Raw genomic sequence first — 17,070 nt, 5'->3', positions numbered from 1 at the left:
GCCCGGTTTTCTTTTGGGATGAAATCAGAAATTATACTTGGCGGCAAACTCGATCCGGTCCAGCGCGCCGCTGGTACCATTTGCCAGTTCGCGCACGCCGTGGCGGTATTCGATGCCGATATCCAACGGCTTGACCGGCGAGTAGAACAGGTTGACGGCCGCGCTCCACGCCTTCTTGTTATAGGCGGCAATGCTGGCGGCGGTCAGTGTGCCGTCATAGCTGACCTTCTGCATCGAGCCCATGACGTTCATGCGTACCGTGGGCGTCAGCCCCACCCGCAACGCCACCAGCGAGGCAAACACATTGACATCGGCCAGCGTGTTGCTGGCCGGCAGCAGCACCGCGTCAGGCGCAAAGTTCAGGCCGACATAGCGGCTGATGTTCTGACCATAGGTCATCATGAAGCGCAGATCGGCGGTCTTGGCACTGTTCAGGAAAATCTTGCCCGCGGCCGACACACCCATGCCGGTGGTCGACACGCCCACGCCGCCATTTTCCACCCGCACCTGACGCACCAGCCCGGCCACCGACAGTTCCGAATTCTTGCCGGTCAGCACAACGCGGGCGGTGAAATCGGGCAGACGGTCGGTGCCATTCTCGGCCAGCGTGGCGCTGCCCGCCGTGGCGGTCGCGCTTTCGGGGTTTTCGGCCGCGATATGCAGCATCACGCCCTTGCCCGCCTTGGTGCTGTAACGGATCTGCGGCTGACGGACAAAGATCGTGCCTTCGGTCGCGCCGACAAAGTCGGTCGATTCCGGCAGGGCGGCGGTATATTGGAAGGTCGTCCAGTCCTGACCAAAGGTCCACTTGTCCAGCTGGACATAGGCGCGGCGCAGCGCCAGCGTATAGCCATTGGTGGTCCGCTGCGAGCCGCCGCCGGTGACGCTTTGCACCGCGCTGGCGGTGGTCTGGAAGTCGGTCTCGACATAGCCCTTGAGGCTGTGGCCGGCGACAGTAGTGTCCAGATTGAGCCACAGGCGCGTCTGCTTGGCCGAGAAATCGGTGGCGCTGGTCGAGCGGCTGGTGGGGGTGACCACAGGGATGGTCTGCGGCAGATAGAAATCGCGGCCCAGCGTGTTGGTGGTGACGGTGCCGCCATCGTAATTGCTGTTGGCAGCCGTCAGCTTCAGGAAGCCGCCGATCTTGATCGTGGTGGCGCCCGAACGCATGCCCTCGGGCGCAGGCTTGCGCTCAACGGCGGCAACGCGGGTGTCGGCGGCGCTGGCCTTGACGCTGGCGGCCTGTGCCGCGGCCAGGGCTTGCGCTGCCTGCGCCTGGGCGGCGGCGGCGGCCTGCGCGGTGGCGGCGGCCTCGGCGGAGCGGGTCTGGGCGGCGGCGGTCTGGCCGGCCTGCAACTGGGTGACCATCGCCTCCAGCTTCTCGATCCGGGCCATCAGCGCTGCCTCACGCGCGGCGGTGGCGCTGGGCTTGTGATGCGCCTTTTTCGCGGCGGCATGGGCGATACCGGGGGTGGCCAGCGCACTGGCGGCCATCAACAGCCCGGTGGCGATCTTGATGCTGTGACGCATATTCCTCTCCTTGAGCCTGACGCTTTTCGCATTCATGGGCAGGGTCAAAGATGCGCCCCGCCCCGCCCGTGAACCATCCCGACCTTCGTCGTCCGCATAAGACCTTGGTCGGGGCTTTCAGGTGGCCGGGCGCAGGGATAGATTTGCCGCCGGACAAAACGGGTCGATCCGGCCACAAACGGCAGGTCATTTTGCAGGATAGGCGCGGACGGCATTGCCGCCCAGTCGCTGCCTGATAAACTGATCGGGCAAACGCCGCCGGACCGGATCAAACAACAGCCGCGCCGGCCCAGACCGGACAGACGAGAGGAGTGCCAAGATGGGCGAAGCCATCTATCCCGTGCCCAGCGATTGGGCGCAAACCGCGCTGATCGACGAGGCGCGCTATGCCGCCATGCATGCGCGCTCGGTGGCCGATCCCGAAGGGTTCTGGGCCGACGAGGGCCGTCGAATCGACTGGATCAAGCCCTTTACCAAGGTCAAGAACACCTCCTATCACAAGGCCGATTTCGGCATCCGCTGGTTCGAGGACGGCACGCTGAACCTTTGCGCCAACGCGCTGGACCGCCATCTGGCGACGCGCGGTGATCAGGTGGCGATCCTGTGGGAGCCCGACAGCCCCAATGACCCCGAACGCCGCATCACCTATCGCCAATTGCACGAAGACGTCTGCCGCTTTGCCAACGTCTTGAAGGATCAGGGCGTCAAGCGCGGCGACCGCGTGACGATCTATCTGCCCATGGTGCCAGAGGCCGCCGTTGCCATGCTGGCCTGCGCCCGCATCGGCGCGATCCACTCGATCGTGTTCGCCGGCTTCAGCCCCGAGGCGCTGGCCGGGCGCATCACCGATTGCGACAGCCGCATCGTGCTGACCTCTGACGAAGGCTTGCGCGGGGGCAAGAAGGTGCCGCTCAAGGCCAATGTCGACGCCGCTCTGGCCCATGCGCCGGGGGTGGATTGCGTGATTGTCCTGCGCCGCACCGGCGCCGATGTGGCCATGACGCCCCACCGCGACATCGACTGGCACACCGCTGTGGCCGCCGCTTCGCCCGACTGCCCGGCAGAGGAAATGAACGCCGAAGACCCGCTGTTCATCCTCTACACCTCCGGCTCCACCGGCAAGCCCAAGGGCGTGCTGCACACCACCGGCGGCTATGCCGTGTGGGCCAGCATGACGCATGAATATGTGTTCGATTACCGCCCCGGCCAGATCTATTGGTGCGCGGCCGATATCGGCTGGGTGACGGGGCATTCCTATGTCGTCTATGGCCCGCTGATGAACGGCGCCACCACGGTGATGTTCGAAGGCGTGCCCAACCACCCCGATCCCAGCCGTTTCTGGCAGGTGGTCGACAAATTCGCCGTCGAGATCTTTTACGGCGCCCCCACGGCCCTGCGCGCCCTGATGCGCGAGGGCGATGATTGGGTGCACAAGACCAGCCGCAAGTCTTTGCGCCTGCTGGGATCGGTGGGCGAACCCATCAACCCCGAGGCGTGGGAGTGGTATCACAAGGTGGTGGGTGACAACCGCTGCCCCATCGTCGACACCTGGTGGCAGACCGAAACGGGCGGCGTGATGATCAGCCCCCTGCCCGGCGCCACCGCGCTGAAACCGGGCAGCGCCACCCGCCCGATGTTTGGCGTGCAGCCGCTGTTGCTGGACAATGACGGCGCGGTGATCGAGGGCGCGGGCGATGGCTGTCTGGTGATCGCCGACTCCTGGCCGGGCCAGATGCGCGGCGTGTGGGGCGACGAGGAACGCTTCTTCTCCACCTATTTCACCACCTTTGCCGGCTATTACTTCACCGGCGATGGCTGCCGCCGGGACGAGGATGGCTATTACTGGATCACCGGCCGCATTGACGATGTGATCAACGTGTCAGGCCACCGCATGGGCACGGCCGAGATCGAATCGGCGCTGGTCGCCCATGCCAAGGTGGCCGAGGCCGCCGTGGTGGGCATGCCGCACGAGATCAAGGGTCAGGGCATCTATGCCTATGTCACCTGCAACGCCGAGATCGAGCCGGATGACGCCTTGCGCAAGGAACTGATCGCGTGGGTGCGCCACGAGATCGGGCCGATCGCCACGCCCGATGTCATCCAGTTCGCCCCCGGCCTGCCCAAGACGCGTTCGGGCAAGATCATGCGCCGCATCCTGCGCAAGATCGCCGAGAATGACGTGTCCAGCCTGGGCGACACCAGCACACTGGCCGATCCTTCGGTGGTCGATCACCTGTTGGCCAACCGCCCGCATCTGGCGCAGGCGTAACCACGCGCCCCGGCCGGAGCGCTCCCCCGCCCCGGCATGAAACGCGAAAGGCACCGTGTCCCATCCGGGCACGGTGTCTTTCGTTTTATGCACGTATTCGGTGGCAACGCGCACTTGCCCGACCAATCCAAAGGGCTATGTTGAGCGCCCAAGGGGAGGCACCTTTGGGCGTGCCACGACAACAGAAACGAGCTGGCCTTGCGCGAAACCGTCCTGATTGCCGATGACCATCCGCTGTTCCGGCAGGCTTTGGTGCTGGCACTGGGCCGCGCGCGCCCGGCCGCCCGCGTGGTTGAGGCAGGGACGCTGGCCGCCGCCGCCCGCGCCGCGGCAGAGGCCGACGATCTGGTGCTGATCATGCTGGACCTGAAAATGCCGGGCGCGGTGGGCTATTCGGGCATTGCCCTGCTGCACGCGGAAAAGCCGCAGGTGCCGATCCTGGTGATCTCCAGCGCCGAGGGTGCGGCGGTGGAGCAGGAGGCGCGGGCCTTTGGCGCGATCGGCTTTCTGGGCAAGGATTCGGACCTGACCACGATCGAGGCGGCAGTCACCCGCGTGCTGGGCCCCGCGCCCGCAGGGGCGCAACATGCCAACGCGCCTTGCGCCACCGCATCGGCTGGCCATGGCGCGGCCATGCCCGCATCGGGCAGCGCGACGCCCCCCATCCCCGCCCCGGCGCAACAGGGCGATGGCGATCTGGACACGATCCGCCGTCAGGTCGCCGATCTGACCCCCACACAGCTCAAGGTGCTGCTGGCCGTGCTGGACGGGCAATTGAACAAACAGATCGCCCATGGCTTGGGCATCACCGAAGCCACGGTCAAGGCGCATATGACCGCCATCATGCGCAAGCTGGACGTGCGCAACCGCACGCAGGCAGCCTTGGTGGCGCGCAGTCTGGGGCTGGACCTGCGGCACTGACCGCGCCGGGGCTTTACCCGATCTTGCGCGCGGCCACCTGTGCCATGAACACCTCGATCACCTGTGGCGAGATCGGTTTGGCATGCATCGCCACGCCCAGATCGGTAGCGCGGGCGCGGATCGCCGGGTGGCTTTCGGCGGTGATCAACAACGCGGGCAGATCAGGATGCATCGCCCGGACCGAAGCGACCACATCCAGCCCATCCTCGGCGCTGGTGCGCCCCGTTTCGCGCAACCCCGCCTCGGCCAGCCACGCCACACCGCGCAAGGCATCGTCCTCCCCGACCTCTGCGTCCTCCTCGACCACGGCCTCTACGCGCGAATCGCCGCTGGCCCCGGTCAGGCGGAAATCGGCCAGCATCGCGTCAATCGCATGGGCACGGGCCAGCGCGCGCGCGCTGTCGCCGTCATAGGCGCCCAATGGATGATGCCCCATCGCCGCCAACAGGGTGGTCGTCGCCTCGACGGTGCGGGGGTCATTGTCCAGCACCAGCACCGTTTGCGGCGGCACGAGGACACCTGTGGCCAATACCGGTCCGGCCAGCGCCACAGGCGCGGCCACCAGCCCCATGTCCAGCGGCAGCCACAGGCTGAACCGGCTGCCCCGGCCGGGGTTGGACACCACCTCGATCCGCGCGCCCAACAGGCGGGATATGCGCCGCGACAGCGCCAGCCCCAGCCCCAGCCCCTCAGCCTCCACCTCGCCCAGACGGGTGAATTCGCCAAAGATCGCCTCGATCTGGTCGGGGGCGATGCCAACGCCTGTATCCACCACATCAATCCGCGCCATCGCCCCGCCGCCGCGCGCCGCCGCGCGGCCGCGCAACCGCACGCCCACCACCACGCCGCCTGTCACCGTATAGCGCAACGCATTGACCAGAAAGTTCTGGAGCAGCGAGCGCAACAGGCCCGGATCGGTGTGCAGCGTCACGCCATCGCCCGGCATCACCAGCCGCAGGCGCAGGTGTTTGGCGTCCGCCATCGGCCGCAACCCTTCGACCAGCCCATGCAGGAACGGCCCCAGCGCCAGCGGTTCGGGCCGGGCCATCACCCCGCCCGCGTCATATTTGCTGATGTCCAGCAAAGCGCGCAACAGATCCTCGGCCGCCAGAATGGCGCTGTCCACCCGGCCCACCAGCCCCTGCGCATGGGCGGGCACCTCGCGCCCCAGCGCGGCGCTGAACAGGCGCGCGGCGTGCAGCGGTTGCAACAGGTCATGGCTGGCCGCCGCCAGAAATCGCGTCTTGTCCCGGTCGGCCTGTGCCAGACGGCGGTTGGCCTCGGACAATTCGGCGGTGCGCTCAACCACCCGCGCCTCCAGCCCGGTCAGCGCCTGTTCCAGCGCCGCGCGCATCCGCGCCTCGCCGGTAATGTCGATAAAGCTGGTGACATAGCCGCCACCCGGCATCGGCCCGCCCACCATCTTGATCACCCGGCCATCGGGGCGGTGGCGTTCAAACGTGTATTCCTGTCCCCGCCGCAAATGGGTCAGCCGCTTGATCACATGGGTTTCGACATCGCCCGGCCCGAAATCACCGCGCATCGCGTTGTGGCGGATCAGATTAGCGACCGGCGCGCCGACATACAGCAACCCCGGCGGATAGGCGAACAACTGCTCGTACCGGCTGTTCCACGCCACCAGATTCAGCTCGGCGTCGACAACGCTGATGCCGCTGTCCATGTTTTCAAACGTGGCCGCCAACAGCGCGCGGGAAAAGCCCAGCGAATGGCTGCGCTCGTCCAGCAGGCGGGTGACATCGGCAAGGCTCATCGTGCCCCCCGCCAGTGCGGACGCCACCAGCGCGCGGGCCGAGGACGTCCCCACCACCGCCGCGATCAACGCCCGCGCCCGCTGCGCCGAGCGGCGATCGACCGGCATCCCGCGCTGGGCACTGGGAAATTCGATCTCGGCGCGCTCTCGCCCGATAAAGCTGGCCGTCAGATCGCGCAGGTCCGACAGATCGGTGACGCGCCGCTGCCAGCGCTCGAACAGCGGCAGGGGCGAGGCCTCCATCCGCCGCGCCGCCACCGCCGCATAGACCACCATATTGGCGCCCAGACTCCAGAACACGCCATGGACGATGGGGCCAGCCCGGCCAATGCCGAACAGCCGCAGCGGGTCCAGCGCCGTCCCCGCCAGCCATTCGCGCCAGCCATCGGGCAGCACCATCGGCAGCGCCAACGTATAGAACCACAGCGCGAAACCGGTCATCAGGCTGAGCCGCGCGGCAATCGGATCGCGCCGCCGCCCCATCGGCCCGCCCGACACCGCCAGCACCAGATGCGGGCTGAATTGCGCCATCGCGGCAAAGGCCACCAGCCCGATCGAGGCCAGCGATTCGCGCGCCGAGACCATCTGCGCCCATGCCAGCGCCAACGCCACCACGCCCAGGATCGTCGCGCGCCGCACCAGCAGCATCCGCCGCCCCAGCGCGCCCGCCGCCAGATCGCTGCCCGCGCCTTCCTGCCCCCCCCGCCCCATGACCGAGCGGATCAGCGTGGGGAACAACAGGTCGTTGGACACCATCGTGGCCAGCGCGGTGGCGTCTGTCACCACCATCGCGGCGGCCGCGCTGATCCCGCCGATCAATGCGGCAATCGCGATCCCGCCATGCCCGGTGGCCAGCGGCAGGCCCAGCACGTAAAAGTCGGGGCGGACGGAATCGCCCATCACCACCACCCCGGCCAGCGCGATCGGCAGCACCGCCAGCGCCATCACCGCCAGATAGGCCGCCACCCCCCAGCGCGCGCGCGGCAGGTCGGCCGGCTCGCGCGCCTCGACCAGCCCCATGTAGAACTGGCGCGGCAGCACCAGCACCGCCAGCGCCGATATGGCCGAGATCACCATCGTCTCCAGCCCGATCCGCCCCGGCTGAAAGCGGTTGGCCAACTGGCTCAGGCCCGCCTGCAAGCGCTCTTCGTCCACCGCGCTGACCACCGACACCGCCAAGCCCGCCACCAGCAACAGCGCAGTGATCTTGATCAGCGATTCCAGACCGATGGCATAGACCATGCCTTCGGACCGGCCGGCCCGTTCAAACCGGCGCGCGCCGAACAATATCGCAAAGGCGGCCAGCACCACCGCCGCCGCCATCATCGCGCCCGCCATCACCGGCGCGCCCGTCAGCATCATCGCCGCCGTCCCGATGGACCGCAATTGCAACGCCATATAGGGCACCGTCCCGGCCAGCGCGATCAGCGTCACCAAACGCGCCACCACGCCATCATGGCCAAAGCGCGCGGCGATGAAGTCGGACACGGTGGTGGCCTGCTCTTCGGCCACGGCGGCCGACAGGCGTGAGAGGAACCGGGGCGCAAGGCACAACAGCAGGATCGGCGCCAGATAGATCGGCAGATAGTTCCACCCATCGCGCACCGCGCTGCCCACCGCGCCATAGATCGTCCAGCTGGAGCAATAGACCCCCAGCGCCAGCGTATAGGCGATCAGCCGCAAACGCGGGCTGCGTCCGCGCGTCAGGGGCAGCAACGCCCCCTTGGGCGCGGTGTTGCGGGCCTCGGCCAGGGCGGCCACGGCAAACAGGATACCGATCCAGGCCAGCGCGAACAGCGCCACCCAACCCACACTCATCGCCCCGCCCCGCCGCTTGTGCGCGCCCGTTCAGCGCGCCTTGGACCGGCAGACTAGCGCATTCGGGTCAACGGGCCAAACGCTTAGCGCGCGAGCGCCCCCTCCAGCGCGTTCAGGAACTGGTCGGTGGCCGCCTCCCAGCTATAGCGGCGGCCCAGCGCCAGCGCGTCCGCGCGCGCCACGCGCAAGGCCCGCGCCACCGCCGCGTCCAGATCATCGTCCAGCGCTCCGGCGGCACGCGGCAGAATGCCGCCCTCACCCCGGCCATCGGGGCCCAGAATGTCGATCGGCCCGGCCACGCGATAGGCCGCCACCGGCAGGCCACAGGCCAACGCCTCGATGATCACCAAGCCAAAGGTGTCGGTCAGGCTGGGAAACACTAGCACATCGGCGCCGCGATAGGCGCTGGCCAGCGCCTGACCCGACAGCGCGCCGATGAAATGGACATCAGGATAACGGCGGCGCATCTCGGCCAGCGCCGGGCCATCGCCCACCACCACCTTGGTCCCGGGCGTAGACAGGCGGCAGAAGGCGTCCAGATTCTTTTCAGGCGCCACGCGGCCAACGTTCAACAGGATCGGGCGCGGCAGCGCGTCCCATTCCGCCCGGCGCGGACCATCGGGGTGGAATTGATCGGGGTCGATCCCCCGGCTCCAACGGCGGGTATGGGGCAGCCCCTCCGCCGCCAGTTCCGCCTCCAGCGTGGGGGTGGCCACCATCACCGCGCGCGAGGCCCCGTGAAACCGGCGCAGCACCGGCCAGAACCAGCGCGGCGACAGCCCCGTGCGCACCGCCAGATATTCGGGGAAACGGGTGTGATAGGCGCTGGTGAATGGCACCCCGCGCGACCGGCACCAGCCCCGCGCCGCCCAGCCGATCGGGCCTTCGGTGGCGATATGGACAATGTCAGGGGCAAAGCCATCCAGCAACCGCCGCGCCGTGGCCCTGGGCGCCAGCGCCACGCGGATCTGGCGATAGAACGGCATGGGCATGGTGGCGAAACGGTCGGGCGTGATCATCTCGACCGCCGCGCCCCGGCGGCGCAGCGCATCGACTGTGGCACACAACGTGCGCACCACCCCGTTCACCTGCGGCACCCACGCGTCCGAGGCGATGGCAATGCGCAAGCCCTGCGGACGGATCACGCCTTGCGCCGTATCCAGCATCATCGGCGCGTTCATGCCGGCACCGGCACGGCATCACCCCGCGCTGGCTGCGGCTCTGGCACCGGCGCGGGCTGCTCGACCGCCTTGCGGGCGCGTTCATCGGCGCGGGCAGCGGCCATCTGGCGGCGCGTTTCGACGATCCAGTCAACGATCCGCATGGCGCCGTCCGCATCCTCGACCAACGCGGTGCAGCTTTCCACCCAATCGCCGTCATTGTAATAGGTGATGCCGTTGAAATCGCGGATTTCGGCCGAATGGATGTGGCCGCACACCACCCCGTCCACCCCGCGCTCCTGCGCGGCATGGGCAACGGCTTCCTCGTACCGGCCGATGAACTGGACGGCGTTCTTCACCCGCTTTTTCAAATAGGCCGACAGCGACCAATAGGGCAGATGCAACCGCCGCCGCACCGCGTTGAACACGGTGTTGACGCGCAGCGTGAATTCATAGGCCTTGTCGCCCAGAAATGCCAACCAGCGGTGATACAGCACCACCGCGTCAAAGGCATCGCCATGCACCACCAGCAAGCGGCGGCCATCGGCGGTTTCGTGGATCGCCTCGTTCACCAGTTCCACCCCGCCGAACATCAAGCCGGCATAGGGGCGCAGCATCTCGTCATGGTTGCCACAGACGAAGACCACCCGCGTGCCGCGATGCGCCATTTTCAGAATGCGGCGGATGACCTCGTTATGGGCATCGGGCCAGTACCAGCCCTTTTTCAGCCGCCAGCCATCGATGATGTCGCCCACCAGATACAGCGTCTCGGTCTCGATCGAGCGCAGGAAGGAGACGAGCATGTCGGCGTTGCAGCCGCGCGTACCCAGATGGACATCGGAAATCCACACCGTGCGATAGCGGCGCTTGGGGCGAAAGCCCTTGGGCTCGGGCGGTTCGGGCAAAGACAGCCACGCGGGTGGCTGGGCTGTCGCGATATCGGGCGTGACCGCCGGATTCAGGGCGAAACTGCGCTGCATGGTGCCGGTTCCCTTGGCTGACCTGAGCCCGCCCATAGGCAGCCCAGGTTGCACCCGCGTGACCAGCACAAGTCAGAAGCGTGACACCCTCACCCAGACACGGGCGTCAATCGACCATATCAATCCGGCTTTTGACGCCCAGCAGTTCGGCCAGCGCCTTGATATCCTTGGCCGTGGCATCGGTGCACAGCGGGGCGTGGCTGGCCGCCACCTGCAACACCACCGCGCCATCCTCCAGACGCAGCTGCGCGCCGTCCAATGCCTCGACCACGCCGCCGCAGAACCGCCGCGCCATGCGCACCGCCTGCCCCCAGACGCGCGCCTGCCGCAAGGATTCAACGCCTGCCAGCCGCTCCAGATAGGGCGGCCATTCGGCGCGGCCATTGTTGGCCAGCACGGCCGCCGCGATCATCGCGCGCCCTGCCGCGTCCAGCCCGACCCAGCGCTTGCGCAGGGCCCATTGCTCGGCCTGCTGGGCGCGCATGTTCGGTTCGGTGCGCAGTGATGCCAGCGCCAGCATGGTGGCGGCGCGGCGCAGGCTTTCGCCGCAACCGCCCTCGACCGGGGGATCGATGCCGCACACCGGCGCGACCCATCCGGCAATGCGCGCGGCCATCGCGGCCATCCCCGGCTCTTGCGTTTCGACAAAGGCCGACACGCCCGCCAGCAACGGATTGGTCCGCGCCACCTGCGCGTCCATGCTCCCCGCCAGCAAGCCTTCGCGCAGGCCCCAGCCCGAAAACACCACCCGCGCGGGCGCCAGTTCGCGCACCAGCACCGCCAGCAGCGCCCCGGCATCCAGCAAACTGCCCATGCGTGAGGCCGAAACGCCCGGAATGGGCGCCAGCCCTTCGGCACGGCGCTGACGGGCGCGCAGCACGCGCACCGTGTCCAGCACCTGCGCGGCGGTCATCTCGTACCCGTGGGGATCATCCACCGGCCAGTCGCGCTCCACCATGGCAAAGCGGGCAAAGGCGCGCAGCGATCCGCCCACCAGATAGAGCGTCTGCCCATGGTCGCCCGTCCAGTCGGCACCGGCCAGCATGGCGCGCACCCGGCGCAGGAATTTGGCATCGCCATCGGCGCGCAGCGCCGGCAGGCGCAGCGTCCCCAGTGGCAGCGTCACGCCATGGGTACAGCGCCCGTCGATCACATCGATCAGTTCCAGCGAGCCGCCGCCCAGGTCAGCCACGATCCCCGCCGCCCCCGGAAAGGCCGCCTGTACGCCATGCGCGCTGGCCACGGCTTCCTCTTCGCCCGACAACAGGCGGGGGGACAGGCCCAGTTCGCGCACCTTGTCCAGAAATTCCGCGCCGTTTTCCGCGTCGCGGCTGGCCGCGGTGGCAACGCATTCCACGTCCACAATCCCGCGCAGCCGCAGCAACAGCGCAAAGCGCGAGAGCGTCGCCAGCGCATTGGCCATCCCCTTGGCCGACAGGCGCCCGGTTTCGGCCACGCCCTTGCCCAACCGCGCGGTCACCTTTTCATTGAACAGCACCACCGGCGCGCGCGCCGGGCGACCATAGATCACCATGCGCACCGTGTTCGAACCGATGTCGATGATCGCCTTGTTCGTGGCCACATCCACACCGCGCGGGGTGATGGGGGTGACACTGGCGGCGGCAAGAGCGCTGCGGGCAGAAGATCTGGGCATGGGCGTCCCTTTAGGCCCGCAACCGCGCGTTGGCCAGCGCCCCGCGCAAGCGAAAAGGGGATATCATACCTATGCCCCGCCGCGCCGCAGCGCCAGTTTGGGCACCTTGCGCCCCGAAGCCAGCGCCCCGCCCCGCCCCGACAGCGACGGATTGGTCATGAAATAGCGGTGCGCGTTAAAGGGCTGCTCGCCCGGCTCGGCGCGGCGACAGGTGCCATCACTGGCCAACAGCCAGCTTTGTTCGGTATCCAGCAGATTGGCCATCATCACCTGATCCAGCACCTGATCATGCACCGTCTTGTTGCGGATCGGTACCAGCACCTCGACGCGGCGGTCCAGATTGCGGCTCATCCCGTCGGCGCTGGAGATGAACACCCGCGCGCGCGGATTGGGCAAGGACGCCCCCCCGGCAAAGGCCCAGATGCGGCTGTGTTCCAGAAAACGGCCGATGATCGATTTGACCTGAATATTGTCGGACAGGCCCGGCACACCCGGCTTCAGGCAACAGATGCCGCGCACCACCAACCGGATCTGCACCCCCGCCCGGCTGGCGGCATACAGGCGGTCGATCAACGCGCTGTCGGTCAGCGAGTTGAGCTTGCCCCAGATTTGCGCCGGTTTGCCCGCTTGGGCATTGGCGATCTCGCGCTCGATACTGCCGTACAGGCGGTCGCGCAGGCTGATCGGCGCCACCGCCAACAGGCTGGTGCGGCGCGGTTCGACATAACCGGTGATGAAATTGAAGATCTGATTGGCATCGCGCCCGAACGCCGGATCGGCGGTAAAGAACGACAGGTCGGTATAGATGCGCGCCGTGATCGGGTGGTAATTGCCGGTGCCAAAGTGGCAATAGGTGCGATAGACCGCATTGCCGCCCGCATCGCCCTCGCGCCGGACGACCATGCTGATCTTGGCATGGGTTTTCCAGTCGACAAAGCCATAGATCACCTGCACGCCCGCCCGCTCCAGCTGGCTGGCCCAATGCAGGTTCTGCTCCTCGTCGAACCGCGCCTTCAACTCGACCACGGCGGTGACCGACTTGCCCGCCTCGGCAGCCGCGATCAGCGCGGCGATGATCGCCGATTGCTTGCCCGCGCGGTACAGCGTCTGCTTGATGGCGATCACGTCCGGGTCGGCGGCGGCCTGACGCAGGAAGTCGATCACCACCTCAAAGCTTTCATAGGGGTGGTGGACAACGATGTCCTTCTCGCGGATGGCCGAGAAGATGTCGCCGTCATGCTCCATCACGCGTTCGGGATAGCGCGGGGAATAAGGCTCGAACTTCAGCTCGGGGCGGTTTTCATCGACGATCGCGGCAAGGCCGGTCATGCCGATGGGACCGGCGGACTTGATCACGATGGCATGATCCAGCCGCAACTGGTCGCGCAGCAATTGCTCCGCCGCGGGATCAAAATTGCCCTTGAGTTGAAGCATGATCACGCTGCCCCGGCGGCGCTGCTTGATCGCGCTGCGGAAGAAGCGGACCAGATCCTCGGCGTCTTCCTCGATCTCGATATCGCTGTCGCGCAGCACGCGGAACGCGCCATGGCCCAGCACGTCAAAGCCGGGGAAGAGCGTTGTGGCATTGCGCCAGATCGCGTCCTCGATGCTGATATAGACCGCCCGCTCACCCGACATGCCGCCCGGCACGCGGATATAGCGCGGCAGCGCCTGCGGGATCAGCACCATCTCCATCACGGCGGCGGCATCGCTTTGCCGCATCAGGCTGATCATCAGCCCCATGCCGCCATTGTTGATGAAGGGGAACGGGTGGGCCGGGTCAATCGCCTGTGGCGTGATCACCGGCAGGATCGCCTGCACGAAATAGTCGCGCAGCCAGCGCGTCTGATCGGCATCCAGCACATATTCGTCGCGGTCCTCGTCGGGCCCGACGATATGGATGCCCTCTGCCGCCAGCGCGCCGCGCATCTCGCGCCAGATCGCCTGCTGCTCGGCCTCCAGCCGGATCACCTCCTCGCGGTTGACGGCCAGTTGCTGCGCCGGGGTCAGCGCGTCGATCGAGATCTCCTGGATGTGGCGGCGCACCTGCGCGGCAAGGCCGGCGATGCGCACCATCAGGAACTCGTCCAGATTGTTGCCCGAGATCGAGAGGAACCGCAGCCGTTCGAGCAGCGGGTAATTGGCATTGCGCGCCTCGGCCAGAACGCGGGCGTTGAAGGCCAGCCACGACAGCTCGCGGTTGAAATAGCGGTCGGGGATGGCGCGCACCTGCGCCAGCAAAGCCTCGACGTCGAGCACCTGCGGGGCGGCGGCCACCGCCGCGTCCACCACCGGGGCATGCGACAGGTCATCCGGCACGGTCAGGACCGATTCGGTGGCGGCGTCGGTTTTGTGGGCAGTCATCGCGTCTCTTCTCACCAGAGGAGTATCAGCCTGCCTGTCTTTCCATAATGTTGCAATGGTGTGACGTAATGGGCCGCGTTGTCACCGCGCCGTCGGTTCATCCCCGCCCGCGATAGCCCGCAACGCCCTGATCGGGCACCCACAGCCCATCGGGAATGGCCCCCGATTGCCAGAACACGTCGATCGGGATGCCGCCGCGCGGATACCAATAGCCGCCAATGCGCAGCCATTTCGGACGCATTTCCGCAAACAGACGCTGGCCGATGCCCACCGTCACATCCTCATGAAATCCCGCGTGGTTGCGGAACGACCCCAGAAACAGCTTGAGCGATTTGGATTCAACGATGGTCTGATCCGGCGCGTAATCGATCACCAGATGCGCAAAGTCGGGCGCGCCGGTCACCGGGCACAGCGACGTGAATTCGGGCGCGGCAAAGCGCACCATATACAGGCTGCCGACTCGCGGATTGGGCACATAGTCCAGCACCGCCACATCGGGCGAGGCTGGCAGCGCGCTGGTCTGGCCCAGATGCAGCGGCTGAGGCGCGGAGGCGCCGGCGGCAGGCACGGCGGGGGCGGCGTTGGGATCACGGGTGCTCATGCCTGCGCCTATTGCCGCCAAGTGCCGCCCGACACAAGAGAGCAACCCCAAGGGGCGGGACAAGCCGCCGTTTAGGACCAAACCCCGGTAGAGGGCAGCCCCCCTATGGCCCTATCAGGTCAAAGCGGCCACCCAACGTCCATGGGATGGCCGCAAAGGATCAGACATACGGGATCACACAGACTGGATCACACTGGCGGGATCACACAGGCGGGATGGGCATGACAAACTTCAGGGGGCAAAGCGGCCAGTGATCGCACCAGACCGCCACGATCCTTGCGGCCTGCATGGGGCAGACCATGGCCCGCGCGCGCCACAGGGCGGCCGCGCATGGCGCATCTGGCGGGCGGGCGCCGTGACGGGGCTGATGGCGTTGGGGCTGTTGGCCATGGGGCAGCACCTGTCGGCACAGCCCGCCGCCTCGGATGCGCCGCGGATTGTCGCCCTGCCCCTGTCCCCTTTGGATGATGGGCCCACCACCGGCCCGTCCATTGCCAAGGCGGGGGCAAAGCCGACGCCAAATCCCACGCAAAAGCCGGCACCCAAGCCGACGTCCCAGGCAAGAGCGGAGAGCAAGCCAAAACCCGCGCCTTCGGCCAGTCCGGCGCCCCGCGCCGGAGCGGAAAAAGCACCGCCCCACCGCGCCGAGGGCAAGTCTGCCCCACACCCCATCGCCTCTGACGCGACAGCACGGCCAGCGCATGACGCGCCCCGCCCCACGCCCCGGCCTGACGCGGCCTCCCACACGCCCCTTGCCCGGACGCCGCCCGCATCCAGCGCCAGCGCGGCCTCTGCTGCGGGCGCGGCGCTGGGCCAGCGCTTGCAACACCGCCCGGCCGATGGGCTGTCGTGGCAGGCGGGGCTGGACATGGCCAAGGATCTGGCGGTGACGCTGGGGCTGGCGGTGATGGCCGCCGCCGCGCTGCTGGGCTGGGTGCTGGCGCGCGCGCTGATGGCGCGCCGCCGCGCCGATTCGCCCGCCACCCCGCCCGCCACCATGCCGGATGAGGGAGAGGACGCGCATGCGGGGGAGGACGCGCCCATCTTGCCCGGCCCCGCGCGCAAACCGCTCTCTGCCGCCGATGATGCCCGTGATAATGCCAGTGACGGGCCTGTGCCGCGCCCGGCGCGCTTTGCACCCTTTGCCGATGCGCCCTTTACCCCCGGCCTGCCTTTTGCCGAGGTGGAGGAGCCCATCCCCGACCTGTCGAGCCTGACAGCCCCCGCCCCCGCGCCGATCCCTGTCGCGCCTGCCGCGCAGGACGGCACCCCCAGCCGCACCGCCGCGCCCATGCTGAACGCCACGCTGGAGGCGCTGCGCTTTTCCACGACACTGTCCAATGCAACGCTGCGCTATCGCCTGCGGCTGCACCATGCGGGGGCGGCGGATCTGGGGCCGGTGGTGGTGCGCATGGCGTTGGGCGCCGGCGACGACTCGCTGGACGCCGGAGATGGCGCGCTGGACGCCGATGGCCTGCCCCCCGCCCCGCCTTGGCTGGCCGTGGCGCATGAGGGGGATGAACTGGCCGCCGGGGCCGACGTGGAATGGACCGGCCAATTGCGCGTCAGCCTCAAACGGTTGAACAGCGGACCATTGGCGGGCAGCGGGCTGGCGCTGCCGATGGTGTGGGTGGAGGTGCAGGCCGCGCGAATCGCAGGCGAATCGGGGGACAAGGGTGAACGGCCACCACCCGTGACGCTGCATCGCGGCTGGCTGATTGGCGAAGGCGAGCCTGATAGCGCGCCCGAACCCACACCATCGGCCATCACGCCCCTGCGGCTGGATCAGGGTCCCATCACCATAATGTCGCCTCGCGCATGGCCGGTGGCGCGCTAGGCCGGGCCTTTTGGCGCATTTCCGCGCAGTCTGGCGCGGGGCCGCAGCCATACCCTTGCATCGCGCTAACCCCGGCGGCTGCGTTTTCGCATAAGCAGCAATCATCCTCTGTTCATTTGCTGCGCGCAAAATCGTCGCATGCCAAAGCAGGGCGTTGCGCATTGC

At 67.7% G+C, this 17,070-nt stretch carries 10 protein-coding genes; 3 read left to right on the top strand and 7 right to left on the bottom strand.

Going from position 1 to position 17,070, the window contains the following annotated elements; genetic code table 11:
• Positions 1-24: 24 nt before the first annotated feature.
• Entirely contained in the window at positions 25-1,530 is a 1,506-nt protein-coding gene (locus tag GTZ99_RS09950; protein WP_161718336.1) for a DcaP family trimeric outer membrane transporter, read from the bottom strand.
• Positions 1,531-1,849: 319 nt separating this feature from the next.
• Here GTZ99_RS09950 and acs point away from each other — a divergent pair, with 319 nt between their 5' ends.
• Both acs and GTZ99_RS09940 read left to right on the top strand, forming a co-directional pair.
• Positions 1,850-3,799 carry an acetate--CoA ligase gene (gene acs, locus GTZ99_RS09945; protein WP_161718334.1) on the top strand — a complete coding sequence of 650 codons (1,950 nt, stop codon included), beginning with the start codon at positions 1,850-1,852 and terminating at the stop codon, positions 3,797-3,799.
• 198 nt (positions 3,800-3,997) lie between these two features.
• On the top strand, positions 3,998-4,720 hold the full coding sequence (locus GTZ99_RS09940) for a response regulator transcription factor (RefSeq protein WP_161718331.1): 723 nt from the start codon (positions 3,998-4,000) through the stop codon (positions 4,718-4,720).
• A gap of 13 nt (positions 4,721-4,733) precedes the next feature.
• Here GTZ99_RS09940 and GTZ99_RS09935 read toward each other — a convergent pair whose 3' ends face one another.
• The 6 genes from GTZ99_RS09935 to queF form a co-directional block, all read right to left on the bottom strand.
• Positions 4,734-8,309 (bottom strand): hybrid sensor histidine kinase/response regulator, encoded by a 3,576-nt coding sequence (locus tag GTZ99_RS09935; RefSeq protein ID WP_161718329.1) that lies wholly within the window; start codon positions 8,307-8,309, stop codon positions 4,734-4,736.
• A gap of 83 nt (positions 8,310-8,392) precedes the next feature.
• Complete coding sequence (locus GTZ99_RS09930; RefSeq protein WP_161718532.1) at positions 8,393-9,436, bottom strand: glycosyltransferase family 4 protein; 1,044 nt, start codon at positions 9,434-9,436, stop codon at positions 8,393-8,395.
• A gap of 50 nt (positions 9,437-9,486) precedes the next feature.
• The gene (locus tag GTZ99_RS09925; RefSeq protein WP_161718327.1) at positions 9,487-10,449 is read right to left on the bottom strand and encodes a UDP-2,3-diacylglucosamine diphosphatase; all 963 of its coding nucleotides are present in this window, start codon (positions 10,447-10,449) and stop codon (positions 9,487-9,489) included.
• Between the two features lie 106 nt (positions 10,450-10,555).
• Complete coding sequence (locus tag GTZ99_RS09920; protein ID WP_161718325.1) at positions 10,556-12,103, bottom strand: Ppx/GppA family phosphatase; 1,548 nt, start codon at positions 12,101-12,103, stop codon at positions 10,556-10,558.
• A gap of 69 nt (positions 12,104-12,172) precedes the next feature.
• Positions 12,173-14,467 carry an RNA degradosome polyphosphate kinase gene (locus tag GTZ99_RS09915; protein WP_161718323.1) on the bottom strand — a complete coding sequence of 765 codons (2,295 nt, stop codon included), beginning with the start codon at positions 14,465-14,467 and terminating at the stop codon, positions 12,173-12,175.
• Positions 14,468-14,564: 97 nt separating this feature from the next.
• Positions 14,565-15,068, bottom strand: coding sequence for a preQ(1) synthase (queF, locus tag GTZ99_RS09910; RefSeq protein WP_227711223.1), 504 nt, complete (start codon positions 15,066-15,068; stop codon positions 14,565-14,567).
• Between the two features lie 250 nt (positions 15,069-15,318).
• Here queF and GTZ99_RS09905 point away from each other — a divergent pair, with 250 nt between their 5' ends.
• Positions 15,319-16,905 (top strand): hypothetical protein, encoded by a 1,587-nt coding sequence (locus tag GTZ99_RS09905; RefSeq protein ID WP_161718321.1) that lies wholly within the window; start codon positions 15,319-15,321, stop codon positions 16,903-16,905.
• Positions 16,906-17,070: the final 165 nt, after the last annotated feature.

Origin of the sequence: Novosphingobium ovatum (genome assembly GCF_009909235.1) — a bacterium.
Lineage (GTDB): Bacteria > Pseudomonadota > Alphaproteobacteria > Sphingomonadales > Sphingomonadaceae > Novosphingobium > Novosphingobium ovatum.
The sequence above is the reverse complement of the archived record's forward strand: the minus strand, read 5'-3'. Positions and strand labels throughout refer to the sequence as shown.